This window comes from Oxalicibacterium sp. (genome assembly GCF_057353965.1).
This window is the reverse complement of the sequence record NZ_JBMQZD010000007.1, coordinates 99615-118570: the sequence shown is the minus strand read 5'-3', so window position 1 is coordinate 118570 and position 18956 is coordinate 99615. Positions and strand designations below refer to the sequence as shown.

At 61.0% G+C, this 18956-nt stretch carries 20 protein-coding genes; 10 read left to right on the top strand and 10 right to left on the bottom strand.

Annotated elements, in window-relative coordinates; translation table 11 throughout:
* Positions 1-175 precede the first annotated feature (175 nt).
* Positions 176-667 carry a CreA family protein gene (locus tag ACO1VH_RS12310; protein ID WP_486244770.1) on the top strand — a complete coding sequence of 164 codons (492 nt, stop codon included), beginning with the start codon at positions 176-178 and terminating at the stop codon, positions 665-667.
* 29 nt (positions 668-696) lie between these two features.
* Complete coding sequence (locus tag ACO1VH_RS12305; RefSeq protein WP_486244769.1) at positions 697-1719, top strand: AI-2E family transporter; 1023 nt, start codon at positions 697-699, stop codon at positions 1717-1719.
* Positions 1720-1738: 19 nt separating this feature from the next.
* On the opposite strand, the gene ACO1VH_RS12300 is transcribed toward ACO1VH_RS12305, so the two are convergent.
* Positions 1739-2989: a TIGR03862 family flavoprotein gene (locus ACO1VH_RS12300; RefSeq protein ID WP_486244768.1), complete on the bottom strand. Its 1251-nt coding sequence runs from the start codon at positions 2987-2989 to the stop codon at positions 1739-1741.
* A gap of 167 nt (positions 2990-3156) precedes the next feature.
* Here ACO1VH_RS12300 and ACO1VH_RS12295 point away from each other — a divergent pair, with 167 nt between their 5' ends.
* Positions 3157-3744: a DNA-3-methyladenine glycosylase I gene (locus ACO1VH_RS12295; RefSeq protein WP_486244767.1), complete on the top strand. Its 588-nt coding sequence runs from the start codon at positions 3157-3159 to the stop codon at positions 3742-3744.
* 536 nt (positions 3745-4280) lie between these two features.
* Here the strand turns inward: ACO1VH_RS12295 and ACO1VH_RS12290 are convergent.
* The 4 genes from ACO1VH_RS12290 to ACO1VH_RS12275 all read right to left on the bottom strand — a co-directional run bounded on the left by ACO1VH_RS12290 (position 4281) and on the right by ACO1VH_RS12275 (position 8410).
* The gene (locus tag ACO1VH_RS12290) at positions 4281-5246 is read right to left on the bottom strand and encodes an SdiA-regulated domain-containing protein (RefSeq protein WP_486244766.1); all 966 of its coding nucleotides are present in this window, start codon (positions 5244-5246) and stop codon (positions 4281-4283) included.
* Between the two features lie 30 nt (positions 5247-5276).
* Positions 5277-5822 (bottom strand): SET domain-containing protein, encoded by a 546-nt coding sequence (locus ACO1VH_RS12285; RefSeq protein ID WP_486244765.1) that lies wholly within the window; start codon positions 5820-5822, stop codon positions 5277-5279.
* A 196-nt stretch (positions 5823-6018) separates the two neighbouring features.
* Positions 6019-7779: a methyl-accepting chemotaxis protein gene (locus ACO1VH_RS12280; protein WP_486244764.1), complete on the bottom strand. Its 1761-nt coding sequence runs from the start codon at positions 7777-7779 to the stop codon at positions 6019-6021.
* Between the two features lie 151 nt (positions 7780-7930).
* Positions 7931-8410, bottom strand: coding sequence for a chemotaxis protein CheW (locus ACO1VH_RS12275; RefSeq protein ID WP_486244763.1), 480 nt, complete (start codon positions 8408-8410; stop codon positions 7931-7933).
* 103 nt (positions 8411-8513) lie between these two features.
* Between ACO1VH_RS12275 and ACO1VH_RS12270 the strand changes: the two genes are divergently transcribed.
* Complete coding sequence (locus ACO1VH_RS12270) at positions 8514-8789, top strand: hypothetical protein (protein WP_486244762.1); 276 nt, start codon at positions 8514-8516, stop codon at positions 8787-8789.
* Between the two features lie 89 nt (positions 8790-8878).
* Complete coding sequence (locus tag ACO1VH_RS12265; RefSeq protein ID WP_486244761.1) at positions 8879-10498, top strand: NAD(P)/FAD-dependent oxidoreductase; 1620 nt, start codon at positions 8879-8881, stop codon at positions 10496-10498.
* Between the two features lie 34 nt (positions 10499-10532).
* Here the strand turns inward: ACO1VH_RS12265 and corA are convergent, their stop codons facing one another.
* Genes corA through ACO1VH_RS12250 form a run of 3 tightly spaced genes read right to left on the bottom strand, consistent with a single transcriptional unit; the run spans position 10533 to position 12624 of the window.
* Positions 10533-11498, bottom strand: coding sequence for a magnesium/cobalt transporter CorA (gene corA / locus ACO1VH_RS12260; RefSeq protein WP_486244760.1), 966 nt, complete (start codon positions 11496-11498; stop codon positions 10533-10535).
* Positions 11499-11536: 38 nt separating this feature from the next.
* The gene (locus ACO1VH_RS12255) at positions 11537-11887 is read right to left on the bottom strand and encodes a VOC family protein (protein WP_486244759.1); all 351 of its coding nucleotides are present in this window, start codon (positions 11885-11887) and stop codon (positions 11537-11539) included.
* A 14-nt stretch (positions 11888-11901) separates the two neighbouring features.
* A complete protein-coding gene (locus ACO1VH_RS12250; RefSeq protein ID WP_486244758.1) occupies positions 11902-12624 on the bottom strand; it encodes a M15 family metallopeptidase in 723 nt (240 codons plus the stop codon).
* 188 nt (positions 12625-12812) lie between these two features.
* Between ACO1VH_RS12250 and ACO1VH_RS12245 the strand changes: the two genes are divergently transcribed.
* A complete protein-coding gene (locus tag ACO1VH_RS12245) occupies positions 12813-14297 on the top strand; it encodes a B12-binding domain-containing radical SAM protein (RefSeq protein WP_486244757.1) in 1485 nt (494 codons plus the stop codon).
* Between the two features lie 36 nt (positions 14298-14333).
* Here ACO1VH_RS12245 and ACO1VH_RS12240 read toward each other — a convergent pair whose 3' ends face one another.
* A complete protein-coding gene (locus ACO1VH_RS12240; RefSeq protein WP_486244756.1) occupies positions 14334-14549 on the bottom strand; it encodes a DUF3717 domain-containing protein in 216 nt (71 codons plus the stop codon).
* Between the two features lie 92 nt (positions 14550-14641).
* On the opposite strand from ACO1VH_RS12240, the gene ACO1VH_RS12235 reads away from it, so the two are divergent.
* The 3 genes from ACO1VH_RS12235 to ACO1VH_RS12225 all read left to right on the top strand — a co-directional run bounded on the left by ACO1VH_RS12235 (position 14642) and on the right by ACO1VH_RS12225 (position 16088).
* Positions 14642-14935, top strand: coding sequence for a hypothetical protein (locus ACO1VH_RS12235; protein WP_486244755.1), 294 nt, complete (start codon positions 14642-14644; stop codon positions 14933-14935).
* 153 nt (positions 14936-15088) lie between these two features.
* Positions 15089-15658, top strand: a complete 570-nt coding sequence (locus tag ACO1VH_RS12230) for a DUF2062 domain-containing protein (protein ID WP_486244754.1) — start codon at positions 15089-15091, stop codon at positions 15656-15658.
* Position 15659: 1 nt separating this feature from the next.
* A complete protein-coding gene (locus ACO1VH_RS12225) occupies positions 15660-16088 on the top strand; it encodes a gamma-glutamylcyclotransferase family protein (protein WP_486244753.1) in 429 nt (142 codons plus the stop codon).
* 69 nt (positions 16089-16157) lie between these two features.
* Here ACO1VH_RS12225 and ACO1VH_RS12220 read toward each other — a convergent pair whose 3' ends face one another.
* A complete protein-coding gene (locus tag ACO1VH_RS12220) occupies positions 16158-16919 on the bottom strand; it encodes a TerC family protein (RefSeq protein WP_486244752.1) in 762 nt (253 codons plus the stop codon).
* A 296-nt stretch (positions 16920-17215) separates the two neighbouring features.
* Between ACO1VH_RS12220 and argS the strand changes: the two genes are divergently transcribed.
* Complete coding sequence (gene argS / locus ACO1VH_RS12215; RefSeq protein ID WP_486244751.1) at positions 17216-18952, top strand: arginine--tRNA ligase; 1737 nt, start codon at positions 17216-17218, stop codon at positions 18950-18952.
* The last annotated feature ends 4 nt before the right edge of the window (positions 18953-18956 follow it).

Below are 18956 nucleotides of genomic sequence, written 5' to 3'. Positions count from 1 at the left end.
GAAATGAACGATGCGCGATTATTGCATGCCGGCGCGTGGCCCGCAGCGGGCGGCATCGTTCGTGCGATTTCGTGTGATTGGTGTGGTTCGCGCAATTCCGCGCAATCTGTGGCAGGCTCTTGAAGAATGTGCGATGCGCACCGATTTGCGGTGGCATCGGAGAAATGGAGAAAGCATGCGTGCATCCCTTGTCTTCACGCTATCGATATTCGTCGTGTTGTCTGCAACGCTGTCGCAGCCAGCCGCGGCCGAACAGATCGGCGAAGTCAGTACCGTATTCCGCTTCGTCGGCAAGAACGACCGCGTCGTCGTCGAAGCCTATGACGATCCCAAGGTGGCCGGCGTGACCTGTTATGTGTCGCGTGCGCGTACCGGCGGCATTACCGGCACGGTGGGTCTGGCCGAAGACCGCGCGGAAGCGTCGATCGCCTGTCGTCAGGTCGCCGACACCTTGCGCTTCAACGAGCACCTGCCATTGCAGGAAGATGTGTTTTCTGAGCGGCAGTCCATCCTGTTCAAGCGGCTGCATATCGTGCGCATCGTCGATCCTGCGCGCAATACGCTGGTGTATCTGACGTATTCGGACAAGCTGATCGACGGCAGTCCGCAGAACAGCATCGCCACCGTGCCGGTGCCGGACGGCATGCCGATTCCGTTGCGGAAATAGCGATTTCATTCTTCCACTCACTTTTCGCCATGCAGACTGATTCCGGACAATCCCGCCTGCTGTCTCTCGATGCCGTGTCCTGCATCCTGGCTGCTATCGCGCTGTGGCTGATCATGCAGCAGGGGCTGCTGGCGGCCCTGTTCTCGGGGCTGCTCGTCTATTCGCTGGTGCAGCTTCTGGCACCGATGTTCGGCCGCCGGCTGGTGGCGCGGCGCGCGCAGATGATCGTGGTGGCCTTGCTCAGTGTGGTGATCGTCGCCGTGCTGATCGCGGCGATCTGGGGTGCGATTGCATTTTTCCGCAGCGATGCGGGCAGTATTCCGGTGCTGATGAAGAAGCTGGCGGATATCCTGGAAGCCTCGCGCAGCCAGATTCCCGCCTGGCTGGCGGCCTATGTGCCGGTCGATGCGACTGCGCTGCACGACATGCTGGTCGGCTGGCTGCATCAGCATGCAATCGAGGCGCGCACGATGGGCAGCATCGCAGGGCGCGTGCTGGCGCATATTCTGATCGGCATGATCATCGGCGCGATGGCGGCGCTGTACGATACGACCGCCACACCGGCTTATCGTCCGTTGGCGGCTGCGCTGCATGCACGTGTCGTGGTTCTGCACCAGGCTTTCCGCAACGTCGTGTTTGCGCAGGTGCGCATCGCGGCGATCAATGCGGTGCTGACGGGCGTGTATCTGCTGCTGATCTTGCCGCTGGCCGGCGTCGAACTGCCATTGCGCAAGACGATGGTCATTATCACTTTCGTGGTCGGCCTGCTGCCGGTGGTCGGCAACCTGATTTCCAACACGATCCTGGTCGTGATCGGGCTGTCGCATTCATTAGGCATTGCGTTCGCATCGCTGCTGTTCCTGATGGGGATTCACAAGCTCGAATACTTCCTCAATGCGCGCATCATCGGCCAGCACATCAATGCGCATACGTGGGAACTGCTAGTGGCGATGCTGGCGATGGAGGCGTTGTTCGGCATTCCCGGCGTGATCGCGGCGCCGGTCTTCTATGCCTATTTGAAGCAGGAGCTGTCCGCGCGCGGACTGGTCTGACGCCGTTAGTAGCTGGCAGTCAGCCGGCAGCCGATTGCAGGTGGCGCAACGCGCCGAGGCCTGCCTGCCGTCCGCTGGCGAAACAGGCGGTGAGTAGGTAGCCGCCGGTCGGCGCTTCCCAGTCGAGCATTTCGCCGGCGCAGAAAACGCCCGGCACCGCATTCAGCATCAGGTATTCGTCTAGCGCCTCGAAGCAAACGCCGCCCGCGCTGCTGATGGCTTCGTCGATGGGGCGCGGTGCGATCAACTGAATCGGCAACGCCTTGATGGCCTGCGCCAGCGCACGGGTGTCGGTAAAGGTTTCTCTGCTCAATGCTTCACGCAGCAATCCCGCTTTCACGCCGGCGATGCCGACGCGGCTTTGCAGGTGACTGGAGAGCGAGCGCGCGCCGCGCGGATGTGCGACTTCTTCCAGCACGCGTTCGGCGGATTTGCCGGGCGCGAGATCCAGTGTCAATGTAGCACTGCCGTCGGCAGTGATACTGTCGCGCAGGAAGGAAGACAGCGCATAGATGAGGCTGCCCTCGACGCCGCCGGCAGTGACCACGAATTCGCCATGACGGCTGCGCAGCGTGCCGTCCGTGTCGACGCAACTCGCTGTCACGCTCTTGACCGGTTCGCCGGCGAAGCGCGTACGGAAATGTTCACTCCAGTCGGCATCGAAGCCGCAGTTCGCCGGCTGCAAGGCGGCGGTGGCGATGCCGCGTGCCGCCAGTAACGGCAGCCAGGCGCCATCCGAACCCAGCCGCGCCCAACTGCCGCCACCCAGCGCCAGCACGGTGGCGTCTGGTACTACCTGTTTCTCACCGTCCGGTGTGGCGAAACGCAGGCGGCCGGCATCGTCCCAGCCCAGCCAGCGATGGCGCATGTGGAAATGCACGCCTTGCTCGCGCAGGCGTTTCAGCCAGGCACGCAGCAGGGGCGCGGCTTTCATGTCGGTCGGGAAGACGCGTCCTGAGCTGCCGATGAAGGTGTCGATGCCGAGCGTATGCGCCCATGCGCGCAACGCGCCGGCATCGAATGCCTGCAGCATCGGTGCCAGCCGCTCGGCGCGCTTGCCGTAGCGGGCGACAAAGGCGTCGGCAGGCTCGCTGTGCGTGAGATTCATGCCGCCCTTGCCGGCCAGCAGGAATTTGCGGCCGACTGACGGCATGGCGTCGTACAGGTCGACGCGCACGCCGTGGGCGACCAGTAGTTCCGCCGCCATCAAGCCTGCGGGGCCGCCGCCGATGACGGCGACCGTGGAAGCGGTGGGGCGAGGCGAAGACATGCGGTCGGGAAGGGAAGCGGACGAAGGCGCCATTCTATCAATGCCACTGCCTCGGTATGCAGCGATACGACGGCGGCGCTGCTGACAGCAGGTGTCGGTTGTGTCGGCGATAATCGTCCGTCCTCCTGCTTTTCTCTTATATGGGCTCACATTCGATGAAAAACCCGATGAAAAAAGACCTTCCGCGCTGCAGCTGGGCCGATCCGGCCAATCCCTGCTACCTGCAATATCACGACGAGGAATGGGGCGTTCCTTGCCACGACGAAACGCGCCTGTTCGAAATGCTCAATCTCGAAGGCGCACAGGCCGGCCTCAGTTGGTCGACCATCCTGAACAAGCGCGAATCGTATCGCGAGGCCTTCGATGGCTGGGACGCGGAAAAGATCGCCCGCTACGATGCGCGCAAAGTGGCGGAATTGCTGGCCAATCCCGGCATTGTGCGCAACCGTCTGAAGGTGGCGGCGGCGATCTCCAATGCGCAAGCCTATCTGCGGCTGCGCGACGAAGTCGGCGGCCTCGATCCGTTCCTGTGGGCGTATGTCGATGGCGAACCACTCCTGAATAATCGCAAAAGCATCGCCGAGACGCCGGCGACGACACCGTTGTCGGACCGGCTGTCGAAGGACCTGTCCAAACGCGGCTTCAAGTTCGTCGGATCGACCATCGTCTACGCCTACATGCAGGCGATCGGAATGGTGAACGACCATGCGGCGGACTGTTTTCGCCATCGGCCGGCAGGCACACGGGCTGGATGATGTCGGTGAAGAAGCGCGCGGAAGAGTGATAAAAGACGGAAGATCGCCGAAAAATGTCGGTTGGTAAGGTTAAAAAGGCAAAAAAAAGCCCGCGCGGGGCGGGCAAAGTCTATATCAAAGGAGGAGACATAGAGGAGACAGATGCAAGTATAGGGAGGGCACGGGTTTCAGGCCAATTTCCTTTTCTGATATCCGTTATTACAAATATGAATATCAAAAATGTGAATCGTACGGCTTAACAAAATCAGGCGGAATCGCCGATGACGCGCTGCAAATTCCTGTGCAGGCAAAAAAAAGCCCGCGCAGGTGGCGGGCTAAATCTATATCAAAGGAGGAGACATAGAGGAGACAGATGCAAGTATAGGGATTTATGCTTCACCGCACCAATTTCCTTTTCCAATATCTGACATGCGTTTGGTGAATATGGTGGCAGCCTCAGGCGATTGCCCGGAAATGCTGCTTCTGGGCCGCTACAGGCCTCTGTTTCAGACCCGTTTTAATCCTATTCCAAAGCCCTATTCCTGCCCTGTGCTGCTCTATTGCGCTGGTTTGAGCCGGTAGAACAGGTTTGGTTCACTGATCAGGTAGAGCCTGCCGTCTCCCGCCAGTGCCACGCCTTCCGGCTGCGGCATGCCGGCTTCGTTTGCCAGTGCGCGTAATTCCAGCTGGTTGGCCACCTTGCCGGTGGTGTCCAGTTCGACCAGGCGCTGTGATTCCTCACTCAACAGCAGCAGATGGCCGTTGTCCTCGTTGACGTCGACGGACGACAGGTCGGTGCCGATACGCTTGTCATTCAGCCAATGTGCCAGATTTTCCACGCGTATCGCGACGCGGCCGGTCCGCAGGTTTTCGCCCAGTCCGCTGATGCGGTACAGGCCGCGCGGCGAATGTTCCTTGGCGACATACAGCCAGTCGTGACGGCGGTCGTAGCCCAGGCCTTCGAAGCCGGCATTGTCGCGCTCGCTTCCCATGTCGAGGGCGAACGAGGTAGCGTCGCGCAAGTCCAGTTCGGCATTAGGCTGGGTCGGCAATGTGGCGATGAGGATGCGATCGTCGCCTTCCTCGCTGAGCGCAACCCGGTTGTCGCCCAGGTAGGCCACGCCTTCCACGTCGGAGGCGTGACGCAGGCGATGGCGATGCAGCACGCGGCCTTCCAGATCCATCGTCAGCAGCGTGGCAGGGCGATTGATGACGGCGATCAGCTGTTTTGCTTCGTGATTGAAGGCCAGGCCGGAAAGATTGCGATCGATGCCGGCGACGGCGCGGCCGTCGATTTCCATCCGATAGGCCTGTAGCGGCAGGCTGCCGGCTAGCGGTGCGGCGGCAGTCTGATTCGACCGCACGTCGCGCCACCAGAGATAGAGCTGATTGTCGACGTGATAGAAGCGGATGCCGATGTAGACCGCGATGCCCAGCAGCACCAGCAGCGAGCCGGTCACCAGCCAGCGCACTGCGTGCGGCAGGAAGAAGCCGAGGGAATACGAAGGTTTGGTGTGTTTCAAAGGAACGTCCTTGCGTCGACGACGTGTCGATCAGTCCTTCTTCTTGCTTTTCTTTTCCTTCTTGTCTTTTTTATCCTTCACCTTCTTTTTCTTCTTCTTGGGCGGCGGCGCCAGCATCGTGCCGCGGCATTCCGGCGAACCGCAGCGGCATTCGTAGGCTTTTTTCAGCGTCTTGGTCTGGCGTTCCTCGACGATGAGGCCGTAGTCGTAGTTCAGTTCTTCGCCGCGCTTGATGTCGCGCAATGCGTAAATGTAGACGCGGCCCTTTTCCTCGCGCGCCTCGCAGTTCGGATCGCAGGCGTGGTTGATCCAGCGTGCGTCGCTGCCGTCGACGCCGCCGTCGATCAGCTTGCCGTTTTCCAGGCTGAAGAAGAAGGTGTGATACGGATTTTCCGGATCCTGTCCGTGGCGGCGGTCGGCTTCCTTGTCGCTGATGCGTTCGCCTTCGTATTCGATCAGGAAGGTATCGGCCGGGATATTGCGCACGGCGAAAACGCCGCGGCCATGGATCGGGGAATTGCGTACGATGAACGGCGGTTTATCGGATGCGGTGGTGCTCTTGCTCGGTTTGGTCATGAGGTTCGGTCGGCAGCAGAAAATGAAGCCGGGCCGATTGCCCGGGCGCGCCATTGTATCAATATGCGCGGCTCTGTAACGCGCGATTGCCGCATGTCATGCAATTGTCATGAAGGCGTCATGCGCAAATCATGCAGCGTTGCTGCGCAAGACAAAAAAATGCCGCCCGAAGGCGGCATCGACAGGACAGGATGACTCAGAATTCTTCCCAGTCGTCGCCGCCTTCTGCCAGCGCCGGTTTTCTGGTCGGCGTCGCGGGTTTGAGCGCGGGTTCGTTTGCCGCTTTCGGTGCCGGTGCAGCGATCTTTGCGGGCACCGTCTGTCTTTGCGTCTGCTGCGGCGCTTGCTGTGGAGCCGACGCTGCCGATTGCAGTGGCAGTGCCGCGTGCCGCGTCTCGGCCACAGGAACGGCATGTTCGTCGAGACGGAAGATACTGACGGCTTGCGACAGTTCGCCGGCCTGATCCTGCAGGCTTTGCGCGGCGGCAGCGGCTTCTTCGACCAGCGCGGCGTTCTGCTGCGTGATTTCGTCCATCTGTGTGATGGCCTGGTTGATCTGCTCGATGCCGGAACTCTGTTCCTCGCTGGCGGCGGTGATCTCGTTCATGATGTCGGCCACGCGGCGCACCGAACTGACGATTTCCTCCATCGTCGTGCCGGCCTGATCGACCAGCTTGCTGCCGGCATCGACCTTGGCGACGGAATCGCCGATCAGCTCCTTGATTTCCTTTGCTGCACCGGCGCTGCGTTGCGCCAGGCTGCGCACCTCGCCGGCAACCACCGCAAAGCCGCGGCCCTGTTCGCCGGCACGCGCGGCTTCGACGGCGGCATTCAGCGCCAGGATGTTGGTCTGGAAAGCGATGCCGTCGATGACGGAAATGATGTCGACGATCTTCTTCGACGAGGCGTTGATCGAGCCCATCGTGTCGACGACCTGGCCGACGACTTCGCCGCCGCGCACCGCGACTTCCGATGCGGTGAGCACCAGCTGGTTGGCCTGGCGCGCGTTGTCGGCGTTCTGTTTGACAGTCGACGTCAGCTCTTCCATCGAGCTGGCGGTTTCCTCCAGCGAGCCGGCCTGCGATTCGGTGCGGCTGGACAGGTCGGCATTGCCGGTGGCGATTTCGGCCGAGGCGACGTTGATCGTTTCGGTGCCGTGACGCACAGCGCTGACGGTGCGTGCCAGGCTTTCGTTCATGTCCTTCAGCGCCTGCAGCAGCTGGCCGGTCTCGTTCTTCGTTTTTACGTCGATCTTCTGCGTGAGATCGCCGGCGGCGACGCTGCGGGCGACGCGCACTGCATCATGCAGCGGCCGCGCGATCATGCGGATCAGCAGGAAGGCCATGCAGGCAGCAACGATCACGCCGAAGATGATGGCGGCGATCGAGATGTTGCGCACCAGCGCAAAGCGCTCCTGCGAATGCTGGTACATCTTCTTTGCTTCGCGCAACTGGATCTGGATCAGTTCGGTGACACCGGTGCGCACCGGCGCGAACAGTTCCTCCATCGGGCCGTTGACGATTTCCGTCACGCGCAGCACGTTGCCGGTGCGGGATGCCTCGACGGCGGGAAGCAGGGCCTTTTCCTTGAAGATTTTCCGGTCGTTGGCGAACTTGGTGGCGACGGCTTTTTCTTCCGGCGTCGCATCGGTTGCCATGTAGGCGGCGAAGGCCGCATCGACTTCCTTCGAGCGTTTTTCGATCGCATCCATTTTGGGGATGACCAGATCCGGATTGCCGTAGATCGAAGCGGACAGATCGATCTGGTTGAGCATCACGCCGGCGATGACGGTGTTCAGTTCGCCGATCGGAACGGTGCGGTCTTCGTAGACGCTCTTCAGCGCCTTGTTTGTGGTGTCGAGCGAGGTCAGTCCCAGCACGCCGGTTGCCACCAGCAATGCGGAAAGCAGACCCATCACGAACAGCAGCAAGGATTTGATGGTGATGTTCTTGAACATGGTTGTCTCTTCTATGTATTGAGCCTTGTCTTGTTGCGGGCTCTTTTATTGCACTCTTTTATTACGCCGATTGTTGTGCTGATTTTTCAGTCTTTTTCGGCTGTCTTCCGGAAGCGAATGCGCCGTCGGCGCTTTCGCGGACGTGCGGGCGTTAGAACGCCTCTTCTGCGACCAGTCCCATTTCGGGGCCGGCCATCAGTTTGTCGATGTCGATCAGGATCAGCATGCGCGAATCGATGGTGCCGATGCCGACGATGCAGGCGGTATCCATCGCGCCCTGCATGTCCGGCGCGGGACGAATCTGTTCCGGCGCCAGCGTGATGACGTCGGAGACGCTGTCGACCACCATGCCGATCACGCGGCCGCCGATGTTGAGGATCACGACGACGGTGAACTGGTCGTAGGTCGGCGTGCCGAGATTGAAACGAATGCGCATGTCGACGATGGGCACGATGGTACCGCGCAGGTTGACGACGCCCTTGATGAAATCCGGTGCGTTGGCGATGCGCGTGACGGTGTCGTAGCCGCGCAGCTCCTGCACCTTCTGGATGGACAGGCCGTACTCTTCGTTACCCAGCCGGAACGACAGCACTTCAAGCGGTTGCGATCCGATTTCTGTGGTGGTGTTCATCTGCATTCCTTCCCTGTTTCGTCTCTTTTGGCGTTACGGTGAACGCTGCTTTTTTGTCAGATGCAAACATGAGGGGTGCGGGCAAATCGTTACGGAAAGCGAGATGCCGCAGAAGACTCGATTTCACCTTAATCAAATCGTTGTGCATCGTCAATCGATGACAATCAAGCAAGATCGCAGAGAATCGCGGCACGATCATGACGATTCCAGAGGGAAAGGCAAACGTTCTTCACGCAATCCTCACGCGCAGGCGCAAACGCAAAACACTGTTAAATCGTATAAATCAATTCATTTGTCGGGCGCGGTGTTGCGCCTCGTGTACGCATTTCGCGCCGTGCCGCGCGATGGGATGTGGAATACAGAGCGGGGGAATGCGTGAAGGTGTGCTGGAGTAAAATGGCGCCCCTGTCGACCGGTACGACCCTGGCGGCAGACGCGTGTTGACGAAGGGTCGGCTGGAAAACAAGCATGCTGCGATTGACCGATGTCCAACTCCCTCTCGACCACACCGAAGACGCACTCGTCGCGGCCATCGTTGCGCGTCTCGGCATCGCACGCGGCGATCTGATCGCGCACACGATCTTCCGGCGCGGCTACGACGCGCGCAAGAAGAACGCGATCACGCTGGTCTATACGCTGGACGTGGAAGTGCGCGACGAAGCGCGCGTGCTGAAACGCGCAAAGGGCGACCGCCATGTCGCTGTTGCACCGGATACCGGCTACAAGTTCGTCGCGCAGGCACCGGCCGGATTGCAGTCGCGCCCGGTCGTGGTCGGCTTCGGTCCGTGCGGCATCTTCGCCGCGCTCATCCTGGCGCAGATGGGTTTTCGTCCGATCATCCTCGAACGCGGCAAGGTCGTGCGCGAACGCACGAAGGATACCTGGGGCCTGTGGCGCAAGCGCGAGCTGAATCCGGAGTCGAATGTGCAGTTCGGCGAAGGCGGTGCCGGCACCTTTTCCGACGGCAAGCTGTGGACGCAGATCAAGGACCCGAAGTTCTACGGCCGCAAGGTGCTGACCGAATTCGTGAAAGCCGATGCACCACCCGAGATCATGTACGTCAGCAAGCCGCACATCGGCACCTTCCGCTTGGTGAAGATGGTCGAACTGATGCGCGCCGAGATCGAACGTCTGGGCGGCGAATTCCGTTTCGAGAGCAAGGTCGACGACATCGTGCTCGACAATGGCCGCGTGGTTGGAGTGAAGCTGGCCGACGGCAGCGAGCTCGTTACCGATCACGTCGTGTTGGCGATCGGTCATAGCGCGCGCGACACCTTCCGCATGCTGCATGCGCGCGGCATCTATGTCGAAGCGAAACCGTTCTCGATGGGCTTCCGCATCGAGCATCCGCAATCGCTGATCGATGCCTGCCGCTTCGGCGCAAACGCTGGCCATCCGATCCTCGGCGCAGCCGATTACAAACTGGTGCATCACGCCAGCAACGGCCGCGGCGTCTATAGCTTCTGCATGTGTCCGGGTGGCACCGTGGTCGCCGCGACGTCGGAACCGGGGCGCGTGGTCACCAACGGCATGAGCCAGTATTCGCGCAACGAGCGCAATGCGAATGCCGGCATCGTCGTCGGCATCACGCCGGACGATTATCCGGGCCATCCGCTGGCCGGCATGGAATTCCAACAGCAATGGGAAGCGAAGGCATTCGAACTCGGCGGCGGTAATTACAACGCGCCGGGTCAACTGGTCGGCGATTTCATCGCGAACAAGCCGTCCACGCAATTCGGCACCGTGCAGCCGTCGTACAAGCCGGGCGTGACATTGGGCGACTTGAATCCATCATTGCCGTCGTATGCGATCGATGCGATTCGCGAAGCGCTGACGGCGTTCGACAAACAGATCAAGGGTTTCTCGATGCATGATGCGGTGCTGACCGGCATCGAGACGCGCACGTCGTCGCCGATCCGCATCAAGCGCGACGACAGAACGCTGCAGAGCATCAATACGCAGGGGTTGTATCCGGCGGGCGAAGGCGCGGGTTACGCAGGCGGCATCATGTCAGCCGCAATCGACGGTATCCGCGTGGCGGAAGCGGTGGCGCTCAGCATGCTGGAAACGGAGAAGCGCGGCGTCTGAAAGAAACGCCGGCCGGTCATAGCGACTGCAGCAGCTACAACCAGCCTGATCGCTTGAAGCGGTAATACAGATAGCTACAGACGCCGCCCACCAGCACGATGGCGGTCGGATAGCCGTACTTCCAGTCCAGTTCCGGCATGAACTTGAAGTTCATGCCCCACAGTCCGAAGAAGGCGGTGGCGACCGCGAAGATGGCGGCCCATGCGGCCAGTCGCTTGTTCACTTCGCTTTCTTCAATCGCAACCATCGACAGGTTGACCTGAATTGCCGTGGTGATCGTATCGCGGATCGCGTCGATCAGTGTGTTGATACGGTACAGGTGATCGCCGATGTCGCGGAAATAGTCGCGCGTGTCTTCGCAGATGGTCGGCACGCGCCCACCGTACAGCCGGCCTACCGCATCCATCAGCGGCGCAACCACGTGCTTCATCATCACCACTTCGCGTTTCAATTCGTACAGGCGTTCGATGTTGGCGCGCTGCGAACCCTGCTCGAAGATCTTGCCTTCGATGGTTTCCAGTTCGGTTTCCAGCGCCTCGACGATGGGGAAGTAGCGATCGACCACGGCATCCATTAGCGCGTACAGCACGAAGGCGGAGCCCTTGCGCAATTGATGCGGTTCCTGCTCGCAGCGTGCACGCACGCCGAGGAAGCTGTGGCGGCTGCGGTTGCGCACCGACAGTACATAGTTCTTGCCGACGAAGATATCCAGTTCGCCGATGTGCAGGCCTTCGTCCGTCATCTCGGCCGTCTTGACGACGGCGAACAGCGAATCGCCGTATTCCTCGATCTTCGGCCGCTGGTGGCCGTTGCGCGCATCCTCGATGGCCAGATCGTGTAGATGGAATTCCTGCTGCATCTGCGCCAGCTCGGCCGGATCGGCATCCATCAGCGCGACCCAGACGAAGCATTTCGGATGCAGCAGATAGTCGCTGATCTGGTCGGCCGTGATGTCGGCCAGTTTTCGGCCTTCCTGATAGGCGACGCAGTTGATGAGCATGTTTTTCTCCGGCCGGTGACGGCGTAATCGTTTTGGCTTCAGGTATGCGCAAGAATGTTGACCAGCGTACCAAATGGATCGCGAACATAGAAGCGTCGCACGCCCCATGCTTCGTCGGCCGGCCCGTACTCGATGGCGAAGCCGGCATTCTGCATGCGCGTGAGCGCCGCGTCCAGGTCGTCGACCTCGATCGATAGCGCTGGCACCGGCGTGCCGTTGCCGCCTTCGGCCGCGATGCTGACCTGCAGCGATGCAGGTTCATGGCTGCCGTAGGTGGTGATCCAGCCATGATCCATCAGCAGATCCAGCCCCAGCACATCCTGATAAAAAATCCGGGCCGATTCGATATGCGTGGCGGCGATGTTGTGGACGATGCGTTTGACTTTCATGGTCGTCGGCTCCTTTACTTTGCACATGCCGCGCGCGTACCGCCGGTGCGGCAACGCCGATAGGCTGCTACGTGTGCATCGAAGGCGGCGCGCGCCTGATCGGGCGGCAAGGCAGCCAGCTGCTGCGCGAGCTTGCGGCTGGTCTGGAAATGCTGGTAGTCGATCGGTGCGTCCCAGTCGCCTCCCCATGTTGTGAAACCGTGACGTGCGAAAAGTTCGACGACTTCTTCCGCCATGCCGGCGCGTGCGGGTTTGCCCGGTCGCGCTGCAGCGCGATTGGCGTACCGGCTGCCGTTGGCCGGATGGAAATGCGCATTGCCGTCGGCGATCTCGATGTAAGGGTTCTGCACCGGGTTGATATCGATCGCCAAGCCGTAGGCATGCAGCGAAGGTGCGGCGCCGCCAGTGATGGCGCGGTCGTTGAAGGCTGACGTGTTGTTGTCGCGCATCGATGCTTCGTCGTCGCCACGGTAATGTTTCATCGCGCGCGCACGCGCCAGCGGAAAGCGCTGCTGCAGCAAGGCAGCGAAGAGTGTCTGCACATGCGGTGCAGCCGCATCCAGCACGACGATTTCGCCATCGTCGTGTCGGCGTCCGTCAAAGTCCACATAGGCAAAGCGCACGCGGCGCAGCCGCTCGCAAGGGACGGGCGAATGCGCGCGCAGCACGCCCGCGGCCTGCATGGCCGTGCAGCCTGCTGCATCGGGCTGTACGATGCGCGCCGTGCCGTTCGCCATCGCAGGCAGGGAAGCCGCGAGCCCTGTGAGAAAGAAAGGCAGCAAGAAAAATCGAAGCGGAAACATGAACATGGCTGCGAGCGGCTGGCGAATGTGGTGGTATTGCCGCAGCACCATACACCATATCAATCCTGCCGCGCGAGTGGCACAGCGTAGAATGACGGTTTTCCCATTGCTGCTCCTGTCCGATGACCATCCTGCTGTCCACGCTGAATGCCCGCTATACGCATGCCTCGCTCGGTTTGCGCTATCTGCTGGCGAACATGGGCGAACTGCAGGCGCAGACGAAGATCCATGAATTCGTCATCGGCACGCGCGCGGTCGATATCGTCGAGCGCGTGCTGGAGCACCGGCCGCGCATCGTCGGTTTCGGCGTCTATATCTGGAACGTCGAGGAAACGGTGAAGGTCGTCGCCTTGCTCAAGCGCGTCGCGCCGGATGTGACGATCGTGCTGGGCGGGCCGGAAGTGTCGTACGAAACCGAAGGCCAGGAAATCGTGCGCCTGGCCGATTACACGGTCACCGGCTGGGGCGACGTGACGTTCCCGCAGCTGTGCAGGAATATCCTGCACGGGCCGAAGCCGCTGATGAAAATCCATGCCGGCGTGCAGCCGCCGCTGGACGACATCGCCTTGCCGTACACGCTGTACAGCGACGAAGACATCGCGCATCGCACGCTGTACGTGGAAGCGTCGCGCGGTTGTCCGTTCAAGTGCGAATTCTGCCTGTCGTCGCTGGACAAGACGGCCTGGCCGTTCGACCTCGATCGTTTCCTGGGCGAGCTGGAAACGCTGTATGCGCGCGGTGCGCGGCTGTTCAAGTTCGTCGACCGCACGTTCAACCTGAACGTGAAGACCAGCCTGAAGATCATGCAGTTCTTTCTCGACAAGCTGGCGGCGCATCCGGACGATCCGGTCTATGCGCACTTCGAAGTGGTGCCCGATCATCTGCCCGATGCGCTGAAGGACAGCATCAGGCAATTCCCGCCCGGTACGCTGCAGTTCGAGATCGGCATCCAGAGCTTCAATCCCGACGTGCAGACGCTGGTCAGCCGCAAGCAGAACAACGACAAGGCGGCGGACAACATCCGCTGGCTGCATGAACATTCGCATGCACACCTGCACGTCGATCTGATCGCCGGTTTGCCGGGGGAAGACGTGGAAAGTTTCGCGCGCGGCTTCGACCGGCTGGTCGAACTGGGGCCGCATGAAATCCAGTTCGGCATCCTGAAGCGGCTGCGCGGCACGCCGATCATCCGCCATACCGAAGCGTACGGTCTCGTCTTCGATCCGCATCCGCCGTATGCGATCCTGGCGACCGATCGCATCACGTTTGCCGAGATGCAGGAACTGGTGCGGTTCTCGCGCTATTGGGATCTGGTTGCGAACTCCGGCCGTTTTGCGCATACGCTGCCGCTGATTCTGGGCGCGACGCCGTTTGCGCGCTTCATGCGCCTGTCGCAATGGCTGTTCGCCCGTACCGATGCCACGCATCGCATCGCGCTGGAACGGCTGGCGGCGCTGGTGGCGCAATGGCTGGCGGAAGAGGGAATGGATGCGGAAGCCGCCGCGGCGCTGGTGCGCAGCGACTATGCGGGACAGGCGAACGTGAAGAAGGCGCCGGTACAGAAACAGGCGCTGCCGCAGCGACAGGCACGGCACATGGCAGCGTAGCGGGTGTGCGTCGAAGCCGAAACGACAGGAATCTGATCAGGCGGCTTGCCGCCGCCATGCCTCGATCAACTGGCGGCAGGTGGACGGCGCGGCTTCCAGCGGCACGGCCTTGCTGCCATGGAAGATCATCAGCGCATACAGCTCGGCCAGGCTGTCGACTTCCGGCGACAGCGCGCGCTCCTCGCCGGTGGACGGACGCGCAGTGCGCCAGTAATTGATCGCTTCTTCGAGTTCGGGCAGCGTAATATCCATCGGACCATTGTACGCGGCGCGACTGGCAGGGTAAAACCGGCAACATGACGTTGCCGCAGAAGAACAAACAGCGCAAACGGAGAGGAGAGAACATGCTTATCGGATTGGTCATCGTCGGCGGCATCATGTGGCTGGCGGTCTACGGCGTTGCCGTGTTGATTGCCGCGCATCAAAACGTGAGGCCGGCAGCCGCCAATCGTCTGACGCCGGCAGTGTTTGCCGGCAGGGCTTCTCCTTATCTGATTGCGTTACTGTTCAATGCCGTGATGGCGGCACGCTATTCGTCCGGTGCTGCAACGTTCGCGGCGGGAACGCTGGGTTCCTTTGTGCTGACATGGATCGTCGTGGCAGTGACAAGAAGGCAACTGCACGGAAAAGATCGTTAGCATTTGAACAATCGCAACAATCACGAACAGTCGCGCTAACGTCGTGAATTTGCGCGCGGTTTGCGTGTCATAATTTTTCGGGCATGCCATCCGGCATGTTTATCGTCATCAGTCGTTCGTCGTAGCCATTCTGCAATCGGGAGCCGAGTTTTCATGCGTCGCAGCCGGTTTTTCAAGCACATGCCGACGTCGCAGAGCATCCAGGAAAACCGTTTCCTGAAACCGTTCAGCGGCTATCTGCATCACCATTTTCTCTGGCAATTCAATCGCCGTGGCGTCGCGGGCGGCCTGGCCGTCGGCCTGTTCGTCGGCATCCTGATCCCGTTCGCGCAGATTCTGTTCGGTGCGATCGGTGCGCTGTTGGTGCGCGTCAACCTGCCGGTCGCCGCATTTGCAACCTTCGCCACCAACCCGTTCACGGTGCCGCCGCTGTATTACGCCGCCTACCGGCTCGGCCACCTGATGATCGGCGACGATGACGTGCCGCCCGGCGCGCCCAATCACGGCATGGTCGACAAGGTCGCCAACGAGCAGGCCGAGGTCGGCAGCTGGTTCGCCAACATGATCGACTGGGTGCAAAGCGTCGGTCCGCAACTGATGGCCGGCCTTGCGGTGATTGCGGTAGCCGCCGCACTCGCCGGTTACGTACTGGTCAACGTGGTCTGGCATTTGCAGGCACGCCTGCGCTGGCAGAAGCGCCTGCATCGCCGGACGCCGCACTGACATGCACGTCTTCACCTACGGTTCGCTGATGTTTCCGGCAGTCTGGCAACGCGTCGTGCGCGGCAGTCATCGTTCGCTGCCGGCCGTACTGGACGGGTATGCGCGCCATGCGGTGCGCGGTGAGCTCTACCCCGGCATCGTGCATCGCCCAGGTGCGTCCGTGGAAGGCATGCTGTATCTGGATGTGAGCGAGGCCGATGTCGCGACACTGGATGTGTTCGAAGGCAGCGAATACCGGCGCGAACGCGTAACGGTACGAACGGCAGCAGGCACATCGACGGAAACGATAGTGGCCGATGCTTATCTGTTCCTTGCCGCTCATCGGCTGGCTGATCAGGCATGGGAGCCGCAGCACTTTCGCCTGGCGAAATTCATCACGGCCCATTGCGGCGGCGATGCGGGCAATACGAGCGAATCGACGATTGCCTGAAGCCTGCATGGACAGAATGAATAGAAAAAGGCCGGGAATTCCCCGGCCTTTGTTCTTCCATCTTCCTGCTTATTTCTTCTCTTGCTGCGTATCGGCGTAAGGCGTGTGCAGATGCACCGGTCGTGCCGTCTTCGCACGCATGCGAATATTGATCAGTTCCACTATCAGTGCGAAGGCCATCGCCGTGTAGATATAGCCTTTCGGAACGTGATGGCCGAAACCGTCGGCGATCAGCACCAGGCCGATGGCGACCAGGAAGGCCAGAGCCAGAATCTTGATGGTCGGATGGTTAGAGACGAAGCGGCCGATCGGCCCGGCGAACAGCATCATCATGCCGACCGACAGGATCACGGCCGCCACCATCACTTCGATGTGATCGACCATGCCGACCGCCGTGATGATGGAATCCAGCGAGAACACCATGTCGATCACCATGATCTGCAGGATGACGGCGGTGAAGGTCGCCTTCACGACGCTGGACGTATGGCCTTCCTCGCCTTCCAGCGACTGGTGAATTTCGCTGGTGCTCTTCCAGATCAGGAACAGGCCGCCGCCGATCAGGATCAGGTCACGGCCGGAAATGTCCTTGCCGAGTATCGTGAACAGCGGTTCGACCAGCCCCACGATCCACGCCAGGATCATCAGCAGGCCGATGCGCATGAACATGGCAATGAACAGACCCAGCTTGCGCGCGAATTCGCGCCGTTCCTCGGGCAGCTTGTCCACCAGGATGGAAATGAAAATGATGTTGTCGATGCCGAGCACCAGTTCCAGGGCGGTCAGGGTAATCAGCGCCATCCAGGCATGCGGGTCGGTCAAGAGTTCGAGCATGGCAGTCTCCGTTGTATTCGCGATGACGAGGCGTTCATCGGCGCAGCGTCGGACTCGCGATGTTGTAGTGGTTAAACCGACGGCGGCCATGCATGAGGCGGCATGGTAAATGAACATTAACAGCTTAAACCGATTGCGCCAATTCCGCGTTTGATTCCCGTTAAGACCGGCGCTGTAGGAAGGCCGGATACGCCGCCGCCTGCGCTGGCGGCAGCTATGAAATGCCATGGCCCGGTATAATGCCGGCTACCGATTTCACTCCTTTTTCATTCGCGCCGTTGCGGCGCGCACATCCCATGCTTGCAGCACAAAGACAACGCATCACCGAATTCTTCCAGGCCGCCGTCGCCCCGCTGGTTGCCGGCACTGAACTTTCTCCCAACATTGTGCTGGAACGCCCGCGCGATCCGTCGCATGGCGACGTTGCCTGCAATCTGGCGATGCAGATCGCCAAGCCGCTGAAGAAGAATCCGCGCGAAGTCGCGCAGGTACTGGTCGATGCGCTGCTGGCGAATCCGGCGGCGAAGGAACTGGTGGCGTCGGCCGAGATCGCCGGCCCCGGCTTCATCAACCTGCGCCTGACCGCCGCATCACGCCAGGCCGTCGTCAAGACGGTGCTGCAGCAGGGCGCGGCCTACGGCCAGAGCGATGCCGGCGGCAAGCAACCGGTCATCATCGAATTCGTGTCGGCCAATCCGACCGGCCCGCTGCACGTCGGCCACGGCCGTCAGGGCGCGCTGGGCGATGCATTGTCGTCGCTGTACCAGTCGCAAGGCTATGCGGTCACGCGCGAGTTCTATTACAACGATGCCGGCGTGCAGATCGCCACGCTGGCGACTTCCGTGCAGGCGCGCGCGCGCGGCCTGAAACCGGGCGCGGACGGCTGGCCCGAATCGGCCTACAACGGCGATTACATTCAGGACATCGCCGACGATTTCCTCGCCAAGAAGATCGTTTCCGCCAGCGACGGTGCGCCGGTCACTGGCAGCGGCAACGTCGACGACATCGAATCGATCCGTGCCTTCGCTGTCGCCTACCTGCGCCGCGAGCAGGATCTGGATCTGCAAGCCTTCGGCATTAAATTCGATAACTATTTCCTCGAATCGTCGCTGTACAAGGACGGCAAGGTGACATCCACCGTCGATGCGCTGATCAAGGCCGGCAAGACCTACGAACAGGAAGGCGCGCTGTGGCTGCGCACGACCGACTACCGCGACGACAAGGATCGCGTGATGAAGAAATCGGACGGCACCTACACCTACTTTGTGCCCGACGTTGCCTACCACACGGTCAAGTGGCAGCGCGGCTTCAAGAAGGCAATCAACGTGCAGGGCAGCGACCACCACGGCACGATCGCGCGCGTGCGCGCCGGCCTGCAGGCGCTGGACATCGGCATCCCGGAAGGTTATCCGGATTACGTGCTGCACAAGATGGTCACCGTGATGAAAAACGGCGAGGAAGTGAAGATTTCCAAGCGTGCGGGCTCCTACGTCACGCTGCGCGACCTGATCGAATGGTCCACCGGCGAAACGCCGGAAGGGCAGGAACGCGACGTGACGCGTGGCCGCGACGCGGTGCGCTTCTTCCTGATCTCGCGCAAGGGCGATACCGAATTCGTGTTCGACGTCGATCTGGCATTGGCACAATCCGACGAAAATCCGGTCTATTACGTTCAGTATGCGCATGCGCGTATCTGTTCGGTGCTGAATCAGGCGCAAATGAACATCGATGAATCGGCATTGTCCAATATCGATCTGTCGCCATTGACGTCTCCGCGTGAAGCCGCCTTGCTGGCCAAGCTGGCCGAATATCCGGAAATGCTGCAGAAGGCGCTGGAAGAACTCGGTCCGCACCAGGTGGCGTTCTATCTGCGCGATCTGGCAGGTGAACTGCACAGCTACTACAATGCGGAACGCGTGCTGGTCGACGATGAAGCGCTGAAGATGGCGCGCATCGCGCTGCTGGTCGCCACGCGCCAGGTGTTGCGCAATGGGTTGACCCTGATCGGCGTGTCGTCGCCGGTCCGCATGTAACAGG